General features: G+C 68.2%; 8 protein-coding genes and 4 pseudogenes. 1 reads left to right on the forward strand and 11 read right to left on the reverse strand.

Annotated features, from left to right (window positions below; all coding sequences use genetic code 11):
- Nucleotides 1-143: 143 nt before the first annotated feature.
- The 7 genes and pseudogenes from SY89_RS04430 to eif1A all read right to left on the reverse strand — a co-directional run bounded on the left by SY89_RS04430 (nt 144) and on the right by eif1A (nt 7,603).
- Nucleotides 144-1,144: pseudogene (locus SY89_RS04430) on the reverse strand (WD40/YVTN/BNR-like repeat-containing protein).
- Nucleotides 1,145-1,190: 46 nt separating this feature from the next.
- A complete protein-coding gene (locus tag SY89_RS04435; protein WP_054583311.1) occupies nt 1,191-1,535 on the reverse strand; it encodes a hypothetical protein in 345 nt (114 codons plus the stop codon).
- Complete coding sequence (locus tag SY89_RS18980) at nt 1,532-1,660, reverse strand: hypothetical protein (RefSeq protein WP_275575392.1); 129 nt, start codon at nt 1,658-1,660, stop codon at nt 1,532-1,534. Before SY89_RS18980 ends, SY89_RS04435 begins: the two co-directional genes overlap by 4 nt.
- Entirely contained in the window at nt 1,660-4,695 is a 3,036-nt protein-coding gene (gene uvrA / locus SY89_RS04440) for an excinuclease ABC subunit UvrA (protein ID WP_054583312.1), read from the reverse strand. Before uvrA ends, SY89_RS18980 begins: the two co-directional genes overlap by 1 nt.
- A gap of 80 nt (nt 4,696-4,775) precedes the next feature.
- Nucleotides 4,776-4,979, reverse strand: coding sequence for an HVO_0649 family zinc finger protein (locus tag SY89_RS04445; protein WP_080506591.1), 204 nt, complete (start codon nt 4,977-4,979; stop codon nt 4,776-4,778).
- Nucleotides 4,980-5,138: 159 nt separating this feature from the next.
- The gene (locus tag SY89_RS04450) at nt 5,139-7,001 is read right to left on the reverse strand and encodes a PINc/VapC family ATPase (RefSeq protein ID WP_054583313.1); all 1,863 of its coding nucleotides are present in this window, start codon (nt 6,999-7,001) and stop codon (nt 5,139-5,141) included.
- A gap of 314 nt (nt 7,002-7,315) precedes the next feature.
- Entirely contained in the window at nt 7,316-7,603 is a 288-nt protein-coding gene (eif1A, locus tag SY89_RS04455) for a translation initiation factor eIF-1A (RefSeq protein WP_054583314.1), read from the reverse strand.
- Between the two features lie 150 nt (nt 7,604-7,753).
- On the opposite strand from eif1A, the gene SY89_RS04460 reads away from it, so the two are divergent.
- Nucleotides 7,754-8,932: an aspartate kinase gene (locus tag SY89_RS04460; protein ID WP_054583315.1), complete on the forward strand. Its 1,179-nt coding sequence runs from the start codon at nt 7,754-7,756 to the stop codon at nt 8,930-8,932.
- Between the two features lie 27 nt (nt 8,933-8,959).
- Here SY89_RS04460 and SY89_RS04465 read toward each other — a convergent pair.
- The 4 genes and pseudogenes from SY89_RS04465 to SY89_RS04480 all read right to left on the reverse strand — a co-directional run bounded on the left by SY89_RS04465 (nt 8,960) and on the right by SY89_RS04480 (nt 13,787).
- Nucleotides 8,960-9,408 (reverse strand): annotated as a pseudogene (locus SY89_RS04465) (acyl-CoA thioesterase).
- Nucleotides 9,402-10,397, reverse strand: a complete 996-nt coding sequence (locus tag SY89_RS04470) for a ribonucleotide-diphosphate reductase subunit beta (protein ID WP_054583316.1) — start codon at nt 10,395-10,397, stop codon at nt 9,402-9,404. The pseudogene SY89_RS04465 and the gene SY89_RS04470 overlap by 7 nt, the downstream one beginning before the upstream one ends.
- A pseudogene (locus SY89_RS04475) lies at nt 10,397-12,869 on the reverse strand (ribonucleoside-diphosphate reductase subunit alpha). Before SY89_RS04475 ends, SY89_RS04470 begins: the two are co-directional and overlap by 1 nt.
- Before the next feature lie 259 nt (nt 12,870-13,128).
- Nucleotides 13,129-13,787: pseudogene (locus tag SY89_RS04480) on the reverse strand (metallophosphoesterase family protein).
- Nucleotides 13,788-13,823 lie beyond the last annotated feature (36 nt).

Consider the following 13,823-nt stretch of genomic DNA (forward strand, 5'->3'; position numbering starts at 1 on the left):
AGGGGCTCACAGCCGACGCGCTGCAGTTTGCGGGCCGGTGCGTCGGAACACCCGCCGTGTTCGACCCGCACGATCGGTTAGTGCATCGGCGGCGCTGGTCGCGCTCTGGTACTTGAACTCCGGGGCGTAAGTGCTCGCCGCGATCAGTCGACGATCGCGAGCCCACGACACGTCTGCTCGCCGACGGGCTCCGGCCAGGCAACGGCGATTTCGGCCCAAGAGTCGCCGCCGTCGTCAGTCCGATACAGCCCGTGGTTGTTCGCGGCCCACACCGTGGCCTCGTCGGCACCGCGTTCGAGCACCGCCCGGTACACCCCTCCCCGGTCGGAATCCCGCGGTCGTCGAGGCGCTCCCACGTGTCGCCCTCCCGTCGGTAAAGGTAGGACTCGCCGACGCGGTGGGCCTCCCGCGCGCTCGTCGCCGCCGAAAGGAGTACTCGCGGGGTGGGTCGACCGCTCGAAGCCTTCTCCAGCCCGACCGCGACGCTCCAGCAGTAGGTGTGGTCGAGCCCGGCCTGGGGGTGCTGCCAGGACTCGCCGGCGTCAGTCGTCTCGGCGTAGCCGTCGCCCGCCGCGACCCACGCGTGGCCCGGCCTGTCGGGGTGGGTGGTGATGGTGTGCGTATCGAGGCGAGCGCCCGGCACGCGATCGGTCCACTCGACACCGTCCGCGCCCAGGCGTGCCCGGACGAGCGCGCCGGCCTCGACGGCGACGTGGAGCAGGTCCGGGTCGCCGGGGTCGGGCTCGATCCACCGGACGTGGTGGGTGTCGGGTCGCGGCGGGAACGACCACTCGTCCGACGAAGGGAGGGTCGTGAGGCCGTCGAGTGGCTCGAACGTCTCGCCGGCGTCGGTGGACCGATAGACGCGACTGGGTTCGGTGCCGGCGTAGACGGTTTCGGGATCGTCGGGGGCGACCGCGATCGAGGTGACGGCGTCCTGCTCGATCCCGTCGGCGCGGGCCCACGATTCGCCGCCGTCAGTCGATCGCTGGAGGCCGTCCTCGAACGTGCCGACGAGGACGGCCCCGCCGGTCACCGCGACGCACTCGGTTCGGGAGTCGAACGGGCGCTCGCGCACCATCGACTCGCGGTCGGCGTCGACGACGAACAGGGCGTCCTCGTAGACGACGTAAGCGGTAGTCATAGCCGGGGTGAGGGCCGCTGGCGTCGAAAAGGTAGCGCCGGCGGCGTTACTGCCCGGTCGGCGTCTCGGTTTCGGTCCCCGTCCCGCTCTCGTTTGCGAGGTGGTCGTGGTGATCCTGGTGCGCGGCTTGGTCGCGGTAGGTGAGCCCGATCAGGTAGTCGGCGCCGTCGTACCGGTACACCCCACCCACGCCGTCGTCGCACTGGCGGGTGAACGTGTTCGAAATCTCCCGCCCCGTGGGGATCGACAGCCCGCGGTGGACGCGCTCGCCGTCCTCGGCATCCTTGAGTTCGTCGAGCGGGCCCCGGAGTTCGGGGATCTCGTCGACGGCTTCGGGATCGAGCCGACACTGGGTCTCGCTCTCCTCGCCGCTGGCTCGGATAACGGTCATCGACACCGGGGCTCGGCGAAGGGGTTGAGGCGGGCGCGCTCGGCGGCCGTACAGCCCGCGAGCCCCGTGGTCGCGACGGCGCCGACCGCCGCGAGCAGCCGCCGGCGTGTCGGGGCGTCGGTCATCAGTCGTCGTCGACCGCGGGCGCTTCGGCCTCCTCCTCGTCGGCGTCCTCGGCCGTCGTGGTGGCCGTCTCCTCCTTGGCGGGTTTCCGGCGGTCCGCCCGTGGCCCCTCGGCGTCGACGGCCGGGAGGTAGTCGCGGAGATACCGCCCGGTGTGGGACTCCTCGACCCGAGCGACTGCCTCCGGCGTGCCGCTGGCGACGATCTCGCCGCCGCCCTCCCCGCCCTCGGGGCCGAGGTCGACGATGTTGTCGGCGTTCTTGACGAGATCGAGTTCGTGCTCGACGACGACGACGGTGTTGCCGTTGTCGGTCAGGCGCTGGAGCACGTCGATCAGCTTGCGCTCGTCCTCCTTGTGCAGGCCCGTGGTCGGCTCGTCGAGGAGGTAGAGCGTGTCGCCGGTCTGTTTCTTGCCGAGCTCCTCGGCGAGCTTCACGCGCTGGGCCTCCCCGCCCGAGAGCGTCGTCGAGGGCTGGCCGAGCTTCATGTAGCCCAGCCCCACGTCCTTCAGGAGCTTGAGCCGGCGGCGGAGCTGGGAGTTGGCCTCGAAGAACTCGTAGGCCTCCTCCACGTCCATGTCGAGCACGTCGGCGATGGTTTTCCCCTTGAACTCCACGTCCAGCGTCTCGTCGTTGTAGCGCGCGCCGCCACACTCCTCGCAGGGGACGTGGACGTCCGAGAGGAAGTTCATCTCGATCTTCACGGTGCCCTGCCCGCCACACTCCTCACAGCGGCCGCCCTTGACGTTGAACGAGAACCGGCCCTTGTCGTAGCCGCGCTGTTGGGCGAGTTTGGTCTGGGCGAACGCCTCGCGGATGTGGTCGAACACGCCGGTGTACGTCGCGGGGTTCGATCGCGGCGTCCGACCGATCGGCGACTGGTCGATCAGGCGAACCGTCTCGATCGCCTCGGTGCCCTCGATGGCGTCGTGCGCGCCGGGGTCGACGCTGGTGTTGTCGTTCATCTTCCGAGCGAGCCCCTTGTACAGCACGTCGTGCATCAGCGTCGACTTACCCGACCCGGAGACCCCGGTGATGGCGGTGAACTGCCCGATCGGGAGGTCCACGTCGACGTTCTTGAGGTTGTGCTGGCGGGCGCCGACGATCGTGAGCGCGTCGTCGCTCTCCCGGCGCTCCTCGGGGACGGGCACCGCCTTCCGGCCGGCGAGGTAGTCACCGGTGACGGACTCGTCGCTCGCGACGATGTCGTCGAACTCCCCCTGCGCGACGATCTCGCCGCCGCGCTTGCCGGGGCCGGGCCCCATGTCGATCACGTGGTCCGCGCGGCGCATCGTCTCCTCGTCGTGCTCGACGACGAGCAGCGTGTTGCCGAGATCTCTGAGCCCTTCGAGCGTGTTCAGCAGGCGGTCGTTGTCGCGCTGGTGGAGGCCGATGGAGGGCTCGTCGAGCACGTACAGGACGCCGACGAGGCCGGAGCCGACCTGCGTGGCGAGCCGGATGCGCTGGCTCTCCCCGCCCGACAGGGTGGAGGCTTCGCGGTCGAGCGTGAGGTAGTCGAGGCCGACCTCCTCCATGAACCCGAGGCGGGCGCGGATCTCCTTCAGGATCTCCTCGGCGATCGTGCGATCGCGCTCGGAGAGGTTCGCCTCCATCCCCTCGAAGTGTGCACGGGCGTCGGCGATGCTGAGCTGATTGACCTCCGTGATGTCCGTGCCGTCGACGAGCACCGACCGGGACTGCGGTTTGAGGCGCGTCCCCTCGCAGGCCGGGCAGGTGGTGACGGCCATGTACTCCTCGATGTGCTCGCGGGTGGAGTCGCTGTCAGTTTCGACGTGGCGCCGTTCGAGGTTGGGGATGACGCCCTCGAAGCGCTTCTCCTTGCGCCGGGTGCCGTTTTTCGTCTGGCGCTCGAACACGACCTGCTCGTCCGTGCCGTAGAGGAACTGCTCCTGCTGGTCGTCGGGTAGCTCGGAGAACGGCGTCGTCACGTCGACGCCGAAGTGGGCGGCGACGGAGTCGAGCCGGGTCCGGTAGTACGAGCGGTTGTAACTCCACGGCTCGAACACGTCCTTGATCGGTTTGTCGCGGTCGACGACGACGAGGTCCTCGTCGACCTCCTTGGTCTCGCCGATCCCCTCACACTCCGGGCAGGCGCCGTGGGGCGAGTTGAACGAGAACGAGCGCGTCTCGATCTCCGAGAAGTCGATGCCGCAGTGGGTGCAGGCCAGCTCCTCGGAGAACTCGACGACGAGACGGTCGTCCCCGTCGTCGCCGGCGTCGGAGTCGTCGCCGGCGAGGTCACCGGTGCTTCGGGAGACGTTGCCGCCGAACGACTCGGGCAGCTCCGCCGGCGGCGACGGCAGGATCACCTTCAGCACGCCGTCGCCCTCCTCCAGGGCGGTCTCGACGGAGTCGGTGATCCGCGAGCGGTCCGCCTCCGCGACTTTCACGCGGTCGACGATCACGTCGATCGTGTGGTCGTAGTTCTCGTCCAGCTCGGGGTCGTCGGTCGTGAGGTCGTAGCGCTCGCCGTCGACCTCGACGCGGGCGTACCCCTCGGAGACGAGCTCCTCGAACAGGTCCTCGAAGGCGCCCTTCTGGTCGCGCACGACCGGCGCGGCGATCTTCGCGCGCGTGCCCTCGGGCAGTTCGAACACGCGGCGCACCATCTGCTGGGCGCTCTGAGTGCCGACCTCGCGGCCACACTCCGGACAGTGCGGCGTGCCGACGCGGGCGTACAGCAGCCGCAGGTAGTCGTGCAGTTCGGTGACGGTGCCGACCGTCGATCGGGGGTTGTTCGCCGCGTTCTTCTGGTCGATCGAGATGGCCGGCGAGAGCCCCTCGACGGACTCGACCTGTGGCTTGTCCATCTGGCCCAGGAAGTTCCGGGCGTACGCCGACAGGCTCTCGATGTAGCGGCGCTGCCCCTCGGCGTAGACGGTGTCGAACGCCAACGAGGACTTCCCCGACCCCGAGAGCCCCGTAACGACGCTGAACTCCTCCCGCGGGATCTCCACGTCGAGGTCCGCGAGGTTGTTCTCCTCGGCGCCGCGAACCTCGATGAAGTCCTTACTCATTCAGCGCGGGATACGGAGTCGGGAGGGTTGAACCCGTCGGTCCCGGGGTATCGCACACGCGGCCCCTGTCCGCAGTCCGGCTATCGGCCGAAGGAGATCGTATGCGCAGTGACTTTCCCGCAGCTCGGGCAGTCGTGCTCGTAGCGGACCTCGGCGCCGTCGGTCTGGCTGACCCACGTCCCCTCGGCGTCGTCGTAGCCACACGCCGGACACTCCGTCTCCACCGCCTCGTACCGGTCCCGGAGCGTGTCGAGCGGGTTCATGCCGCGGTTGCTGGTGGCCATACAGGCGATATTGGCGCCGGAGCGTCTAAGTTCTTGTGCATAGTTGACAAGGATCACGGGCCGTCCGCGAACACCCGGCTCTAGTCGTACTCGATCGGCAGCCGAAGCGCCCAATTGGGGGCCAGCGACCGCACTGCGAGCCGAAAAAGTGGTCGCCGATCAGGCGGGCACGACCGTGATCTGCTGCTTGCGGTCGATCGCGTCCTCCAGTTCCTCGGCGATGGCGGAGCCGCGGGAGACCTGCACGTCGCCGCCGCGGCCGACGGTCGCGGTGAACAGGTAGTCGCCGCCGGCGCGGACTTCGACGGTCTCGCCGACGTGTTCGTCCATCCGAATCACGACGTGGCGGGCGGTGATCTCGGGCTCGACGATCTCGCCCTGCGGGGAGCCGGCCGACTCGCCGCCGTTGGCGGCCGCCGGCGCGGGGTTCTCCGCGTGGGTTCGCACGTCGATGTCGATGCCGAGGCGGTCCTCGATCTCGCTGATCCGGCCGCCGCCCTTGCCGATCACGTAGGAGATGTCGTCCTCCTCGACGTAGACGACCGCGCGGTCCTGGCCCTGGAGCTCCACGTCGACGTGACCCCGGGCGACCGAGTGGATCTCGCGTTCGATCTCCTGTTTCGCGATCTGGTTCACGCCGGAGGGCTCCTCGCCCTCGTCGTCCAGCGGGACGGTGACGACCTGGCGGTTGAACGTGTAGATCTCGTACTTCGGCTTGCCCGTCTCGGTGTCGGAGACGAGGATCACGGGTCGGGCGAGGTCCTCGGCGGTCAGCCCGGCGGGCACCTTCACCTCGGTCTTCACGTCGTACACCGTGTGGATCTGGCCGGCCTCGATGTAGACGACGGTGTCGACGACCTGCGGGATCATCCCGAGTTCGACCCGGCCGACGAGTCGCTGGAGCGCGTCGATGGCGCGGGTGGCGTGGACGACGCCGATCATCCCGACGCCCGCCAGCCGCATGTCCGCGAACGTCTCGAAGTCGTCGGTCTTGCGGACCTCGTCGTAGACGGTGTAGTCCGGCCGGACCATCAGCAGCGAGTCGGCGGTGTTCTCCATCGAGCCGCCGAGTTCGGTGTACTGGGTGATCTCGGGGCCGACCTGCAGGTCCCGCGGCTTCTCCATCGTCTTGACCGCGAAGTCGTTGTCGTTGAGGTACTCCGCGACCGCCTGGGCGAACGTGGACTTCCCGGCGCCGGGCGAGCCGGAGATGAGCACGCCGCGCTGGCGCTCGGTGAACCGGTCCTTGAGCTCGTCGGCCATCGCGTAGTCGTCGATCGTGGTTTTCGCGACCGGGCGGACGGCCGTGATCTCGACGGCGTCGGCGAAGGGCGGGCGCGCGACCGCGATCCGGTAGTCCCGGTACTGCACGATGTCCATCCCCTCCTCGCTGAGTTCGATGAAGCCGTCAGAAGACGCGCGGGCAGTCTCGATCACGTCGGTCGCCCACTCCTCCATCTGCTCGTCGCTGGTCGGCTCCTCGGCGATCCGCTCGTAGTGCATCTCGCCGATATCGCCGCGCTTGGCCTTGGGTTGGGTTCCGGCCCGGAGGTGGAGGCTCATCGTGTTCTCGGTGAAGAACTCCTCGATGGCCAGCCCCTCGGTCTCCGGCTCGGCGGACGCGGTGTCGACGACAGGTTCGACGTAGTCCACCTCGAGCCCCTTCGCGCGGGCGACCTCGGCCTGCACGCCATCGCTCGTCAGCAGCGTCGCGCCGTACTCCGCCGCGAGATCGCGGATCAGGGCGTCGATGTCGCCCTCGCCGGCGCCGGCGGTCTCGGCGGCGCTGGGGCGGCGGCCGACGTACTCGATCTGGATCTCGCCGTCGTCGGCGTACTCGGCGAGTCGCTGAAGCTCCTCTAACCCCTTCCAACCAGGGTCGTAGCCGGCGTTGGCCTGAGCCTCGAGCTCGCCGACGACAGCTTCGGGGACGTAGACGGTGACACCCTCGTAGCGCCCGTCGGCGACGCGCTCGGAGACGCGGCCGTCGACGACGACGCTGGTGTCGGGAACGACGTTCACACGTGTGGTAGGTGTCGGAGGCTCAAAAGGGTGTATATGCCCCGCCTGCCGGCGGGGACGAGGGACTCGACGCCGGGCGGCCAACCCCGGCCGCCCGGCCCGTCAGCACGTCGAGCGTCGTCGGCGTCTCGGGATCGATCACTCGCTCACCGGTTCGCCTCTCGTCCGCTACGACGGTGGTTCCCGTCGGAACCCGCCTCAACGGGGTTCATCACCATGTTAGTTAGTGACACACAAATAGTTAACGGCCGACTGATCGGTATGCCTGCCGCTATCGACCGTATGCGCGGGAAAACCAGTCCGGGCGGCGTCGATCAGTCGATGTGGCCTTCGCGGCGGAGCTGCTCGGCGTCCTGCTCGTCGTAGCGCCACTCGATGTTGCCTTTCTCGTCCTGCCAGTCCCACGGCTCGATGATGACCACGTCGTCCTCGTTGATCCAGGTGCGGTACTTCATTCGGCCGGGGATACGGCCCAGTCGCGTCTCGCCGTCGGCACACCGAACCCGGACGTGGTTGCCGCCGAGGTGCTCGGTGACGACACCGAACAGTTGGTTGTCGTCCGGCATCCGGAGGTTCTTTCGTCCTGATGAATCGTCGCTCATACGGGTAGTACGCGACACCCACGGATAAGCCGTGGGATACGTGCCCGTCACTGGCTCCCACACGCCCCGGTACCGGGAGAGACAGCATTAACTCCGGGCTCCGAGAAGCAGGCGTATGAACGGAACGCACGACCTCAGAGGTGTCCGACGGTGCGCGTAGTCGCGAAGTTCGGCGGCACCTCGCTCGGCTCGGGCGACCGAATCGAACGGGCTGCCGACTCCGTCGCCGACGCCGTCGCGGCGGGCCACGACATCGCCGTCGTCGCCAGCGCGATGGGGTCACAGACCGATGAACTGCTCGACGAGATCTCCTTCGACGCCAGCGACGAGGACCGCGCGGAGATCGTCTCGATGGGGGAGCGCACCTCCGTCCGGATGCTGAAGGCCGCGCTCACGTCGCGGGGCGTCGACGCCACCTTCCTCGAACCGGGAAGCGAGGACTGGCCGGTCGTCACCAACGAGCGCGGCGAGATCGACGCCGAAGAGACCCAGCGCCGCGTCGACCGGCTCGCCGAGACGCTGGACGACACGGTGCCGGTCATCACGGGCTTTCTCGCCGAGGACCCCGCGGGCAACGTGACGACGCTCGGCCGTGGCGGCTCGGACACCACGGCGATGATGCTCGGGAAGTACCTCGAAGCCGACGAAGTGGTGATCGTCACCGACGTGGAGGGCGTGATGACCGGCGACCCCCGCGTGGTCGAGGGCGCGCGCAACGTCGGTAGCATCACCGTCGACGAGCTCCGTAACCTCTCCTTCCGAGGCGCCGAGGTGATCGCGCCCTCCGCACTCGTGTACAAGGACGAATCGCTCGGCGTCAGGGTGGTCCACTACCAGCACGGCGATCTGCTCTCGGGCGGCACCAGCGTCGAGGGGAGCTTCGAACACCTGATCGACATGGAGGAGGCGCCGCTGTCCTGTCTCACCATCGCCGGGCGGGCGATCAGGAACCGGCCGGGAATCCTCGCGGAGGTCTCAGAGACGCTCAGCGACGCGGGGATCAACATCGACGCCGTCGCCAGCGGGATGGACTCGCTGACGTACTACGTCGAGACCAGCGTGGCCGAGGAGGCGGAGGCGACGCTGCACGACGCCGTGGTCGAGGACGAGTCGCTCTCCTCGGTCACCGTCGAGGACGAGATCGCCGTGATCCGGGTGACCGGCGGCGAACTGCCCAACCAGCCGGGCGTGATCCGTTCGCTGGTCGACCCGCTGGCCGAGGCGGGCATCAACATCCACGACCTGATCACCTCCGCGACCTCCGTCGCCATCTTCGTGGCGTGGGCGGACCGCGAGGAGACGCTCGACATCGTCCACGAGCAGTTCTGAAGCGGTTCCGCGGGGAGCGCCGGTCTGTTACTGGGTCGGCGCCGGCGCCTCGTTCCGTGCGGCGTCCCGCAGGCGGCGTTCTTCGGCGGTTTCGACCGTCAGCTCCGGCACCGACTGGACGTTCTCGGCGTCGTCGATCGCGACGAACGTCAGGTGTGAGGACGCAGTGTCGCGCTCGACGCTCTCGCTGGGACGCTCGGCAGTCACGTCGACGCGAACCTGCATGCTCGTCTCACCAACGTCGTAGACGTAGGCGGTGAGGACGGCGATATCCCCGAGATCGATCGGCGCGTGAAAGTCGACGCGCTCGATGCTCGCGGTGACGACCTGCGACTGGGCGAACCGTCGGGCGGCGACGACCCCACCGAGGTCCATGCGGTGGAGCACCCACCCCCGAGTGCACGCCCGAGGTTGTTGGTCGCGTCGGGCATCACCACCTCGCTGGTCTCGGTGTAGGAGTCGATGAGTCTCACCATTCCAACGATCCTCCGGAGCGGTATTCGGTGACCTGCGTCTCGAAGAAGTTCTTCTCGCGGTTGAGGTCGGCGGCCTCCGAGAGCCACGGGAACGGGTTCTCGGTGCCGTACTCCGGCTCCATCCCGAGCTGTGTCAGCCGCCGATCGGCGACGTACTCGACGTACTCCGAGAACTGGTCGGGACCCATCCCCAGGATCTCGTCGGGACAGGCCTCCCGAGCGTAGCGCTGTTCGAGCCCCACCGCGTCGAGGATGAGGTTGCGGATCTCCCACTCGAACGCCTCGGTCCAGGCGTCGGTCTCCTCACGGATCGCGTCGATGAGTTCGATCCCGAAGCCGAGGTGGAGCGATTCGTCCCGCATGATGTACTCGAACTGTTCGCCGATCCCGGTGAGCTTCCCCTGGCGCTTGAGTCCGAGCATCATCGCGAACCCGGCGTAGAAGAAGATCCCCTCCATGATGACGTAGAACCCAACGAGATCCCGGAGGAACGCTCGCACGTCGTCCTCGTCCTCGATGGTGAACTCGGGGTCGTCGACGACCTGCGTGAGGTCGACCACGAACTCGTCTTTGGCTTCGATCGCGGGGATGCGCTCGTACATCCCGTAGAGGTAGTCGGGCTCGAACCCCAGCGAGTCACAGCAGTAGATGAACGTGTCCGTGTGGACGGCCTCCTCGTACGCCTGCCGGAGCAGGTACTGCCGACACTCCGGCGCGGTGACGTGGTCGTACACCGCGAGCACGATGTTGTTCGCCGTGAGCGACTCCGCCGTCGAGAAGAACCCGAGGTTCCACTCGACCAGTTGGCGCTCGGCGTCGGTGAGCTCGTCGCCGTTCCACTGAGTGATGTCGTTGCCCATCGGGATCTCCTCGGGCACCCAGTTGTTGTCGACGCCCGCCTCGTAGTACTCGCGGGCCCACTCGTAGTCGAACGGGAGGATCTTGTTCGGGTCGTGCGTGTCGCTGTCGGTGAGGTAGTCGATCGGCATTACTGGCAAGCCTCGCAGGTCGGGTCTTCGACGCTCGGGAGGTCCGAGTCGTCGTGCGGTTCGCAGGCGTCGCCGCCGTCGGCCTCGTCGGATGGCGGCGATGGCCGGCCGCCGTCGGCGGCCGCCTCGCTCTCGTCGTCCGCCGTGTCACGGCGCTGGGTCCGGCCGTACTCCGCCATATCTAGCGTCGACTTCTCGAACTGGCTGGCGCCGAGCGTGCGGAGGTAGTACGTCGTCTTCAGCCCGAGCTCCCAGGCCCGCTGGTACAGGTCGTCGAGCAGCGTGCCGTCCGTCGAGGGGAAGAACACGTTGTGACTCTGGGACTGGTCGACCCAGATCCCCCGCCGGGCGGTGAGTTCGAGCTGGTGGCGCGGATCGATCTCGAAGGCGCCGCGGTGGCGCTCCCGGAGCGCCGGCGGGATCTCGTCGATCTCCTGGATCGCGCCGTCGTGGAACTTGATCCGGTCGAGCATCTCGTCGGTCCAGAGCCCCAGTTCGTCGAGTTCGTCGACGAGCTGCTCGTTGACGACCGTGAAGTCGCCGCTCATGTTCGACTTCACGTAGAGGTTCGAGTAGCGCGGCTCGATCGAGGGCGTCGTGCCAGCGATCGTCGAGATGGTCGCCGTCGGCGCCACCGCAGTGGTGTTGGAGTTCCGCATCCCGTGTTCGGCGACGTGGTCGCGCACCTCGTCCCAGTCGAGGCGCTCCTCGGCGTCCACGTCGACGGGTTCGCCGCGTTCCGCTTCGAGCAGTTCGACGGTGTCCTGCGGGAGCAGGCCGCGATCCCACTTCGACCCCTCGTAGGAGTCGTAGGTGCCGCGCTCCTTCGCCAGCCGCGAGGAGTTGTGGATGGCGTGGTAGGCGACCTGCTCCATCGTCCGGTCGGCCACGTCGAGCGCCTCGTCGCTGGCCATCGCCACGTTGCGCCGTTCGAGCATCTCGTGGAACCCCATCACGCCGAGGCCCACGGGTCGGTGGCGAGTGTTCGCGCGCTCGGCCCGATCGGTCGGGTAGAAGTTCAGGTCGACGACGTTGTCGAGCATCCGCATCGCCGTCCGGATCGTGTCGGCCAACTGCTCGCGGTCGAGGCCCTCCCCGTCGACGTGCCGAGCGAGGTTGACCGAGCCGAGGTTGCAGACCGCTGTCTCCTCCTGTGAGGTGTTGAGCGTGATCTCCGTACAGAGGTTCGAGCTGTTGATCGTGCCGTAGTGGTCCTGCGGCGAGCGGACGTTACAGGGGTCCTTGAACGTGATCCACGGGTGGCCGGTCTCGAACAGGCGGGTGAGCATCGTGCGCCACAGCTCCGCGGCCTCGACGCGCTCGTACTGGCGGAGCTCACCGTTTTCGGCCGCCCGCTCGTACTCCTCGTACAGCTCCTCGAACTCCTGCCCGGTGGCATCGTGGAGCTCCGGCACCTCGTCGGGCGAGAACAGCGTCCACTGCTCGTCGGCCCGGACGCGCTTCATGAACAGGTCCGGCACCCACGCCGCGGTGTTCATGTCGTGGGTGCGTCGGCGCTCGTCGCCGGTGTTCCGCTTCAGGTCGAGGAACGCCGGGAAGTCGAGGTGCCACGCCGCGAGGTACGCACAGGCGGCACCGCGGCGTTTGCCCGAGCGGTTGATGGCGCCGGTCACGTCGTCGGAGATGTTCAGGAAGGGGACGACGCCGGTCGATTCGACGCCGGTCGACTCGATCAGCGAGCCCTCGGCGCGGACGTTCGTCCAGTCGTTCCCGAGCCCGCCGGACCACTTCGACAGCTTGGCGTGGGCCTTGTAGGAGTCGAAGATGTCCTCGAGGTCGTCCTGTACCGTCGTGAGGTAGCAGGAGGAGAGCTGGGGGTGGGTGGTGCCGGCGTGGAACAGCGTCGGCGTCGAGTGGACGAACCGCAGCGTCGAGAGCGCCTCGTAGAACTCGATCGCGCGCGCCTCGCGCTCGGCCTCGTCCTCGGCTAGCGCGACCCCATCGCCACGCGCATCCAGAACGACTGCGGGAGTTCGATGGGTTCGTCCCCGCAGCCGTTCGGAGAAAGTACCGCTGAACGAGCGTCGAGACCGCCATGTAGCCGAACTCGTCGTCCCGCTCCGGGACGAGTGACTCGGCGAGCGCCTCGAGATCGTACTCGGCCATCCGCTCGTCGAGCAGGTCCGCCTCGACGCCAGTCTCGATCGACTCCACGAACGAGGCACGGTAGGTCTCCTTGGGAAGCGGGCCGTCGGTGCCGGTCACGTTGCGGGCGTGGCGCCAGCGCGCGATCCGCGCGGCCGCGTCGTCGTGGGCGGGGTCGCGCTCGGTGCGGGCGGTGAGCACGCCGATGAGCGCCTCGTCGATCTCGTCGGCGTCGGCCCCCTCGTAGCTGTCGCGCTCGGCGGCGCGGGCGAGCGCCTCGCGATCGCTCACGAGATCCAGATCCGCCGTCGCCGCGGCGAGCCGGTCCTCGATTCGGTCGGTCGTCGGTCGGTTGAGTTGCGTCATATCCACGGCGAGCTCGGGGAGCGATCGCCAGCGTAGCCACTCACGGCGTCGCTGCCGGTCGTTTTCGACTCGCTCCCGCGAATCGAGCCCTGCCGTTTGTCCGGTTTTCGGCGATCGGGTTAAGACTTTCCCAGTTTGGTTTCAGTAGTACAAACTCAATTGTCTATCGGTACGAGCAGCGGCGACGCGTCGCTACTCGGGCGCTCCGAGAAGCGTCGATCCTGGCGTGACAGCCGGCGAAAAGTAGCGGCCTGCCGTGCTATCGCCCGTCTCGCAACCGCTCGCCGATCTCCGCGGGGAGGCCGGCCTCGGCGACGGCGTCGACGACGGCGTCGATGTCGTAGCTCACCCGGCGTTCGTCGACCGTTCGCTCGTCGAGGTCGACGACCGCGTACGCCGCGTCGGGGTCGCGGTCCCGGGGTTGGCCGACGCTGCCGGGGTTCAAGACGATCCCGTCCCCGAAGACGGCGTGGTGCTGGACGTGCGTGTGGCCCATGACGAGCAGTTCCGCACCGTCGAGCAGGTCGGGCGCGAACTCGCGGGGGTAGGTGTAGTGGTCCGGATCGTCGGGGTGGCCGTGGACGACCGTCACTCGGTCGTCGACGACGTGGCGCTCGGTCGGCAGCCCGTCGAGCCAGTCGAGCGCGTCGGCGCCGAGGTGATCCCGAGCGTAGTCGACGCCGGCCTGCGCCATCCCGTTGAACCCGGGTGCCCGGCCGCTGGCGACCGCGCGGTCGTGGTTGCCCTGCACCGTCGGCACGTCCCGCCCCGAACGCGCTCGACGCATTCGGCGGGCCAGGGGTTGTAGCCGACCACGTCGCCGGCACAGACCAACAGATCGACGGCCGGCATGTCGTCGAGCACCGCCTCCAGCGCAGGGAGGTTCCCGTGAACGTCGGAGATAACGCCGAGTCGCATGGCCGGCGAAAGCGCGGCGACCGGGAAAAGCGTCGC

It is taken from the genome of Halolamina pelagica, assembly GCF_001307315.1.
In the GTDB taxonomy this organism is placed as follows: domain Archaea; phylum Halobacteriota; class Halobacteria; order Halobacteriales; family Haloferacaceae; genus Halolamina; species Halolamina pelagica_B.

Coding starts and splice junctions, on each gene's coding strand:
- SY89_RS04435 (WP_054583311.1), bottom strand. CDS start 1,535: ATGACCGTTATCCGAGCCAGCGGCGAGGAGAGCGAGACCCAGTGTCGG.
- SY89_RS18980 (WP_275575392.1), bottom strand. CDS start 1,660: ATGACCGACGCCCCGACACGCCGGCGGCTGCTCGCGGCGGTCGGCGCC.
- uvrA (WP_054583312.1), bottom strand. CDS start 4,695: ATGAGTAAGGACTTCATCGAGGTTCGCGGCGCCGAGGAGAACAACCTC.
- SY89_RS04445 (WP_080506591.1), bottom strand. CDS start 4,979: ATGGCCACCAGCAACCGCGGCATGAACCCGCTCGACACGCTCCGGGAC.
- eif1A (WP_054583314.1), bottom strand. CDS start 7,603: ATGAGCGACGATTCATCAGGACGAAAGAACCTCCGGATGCCGGACGAC.
- SY89_RS04470 (WP_054583316.1), bottom strand. CDS start 10,397: ATGCCGATCGACTACCTCACCGACAGCGACACGCACGACCCGAACAAG.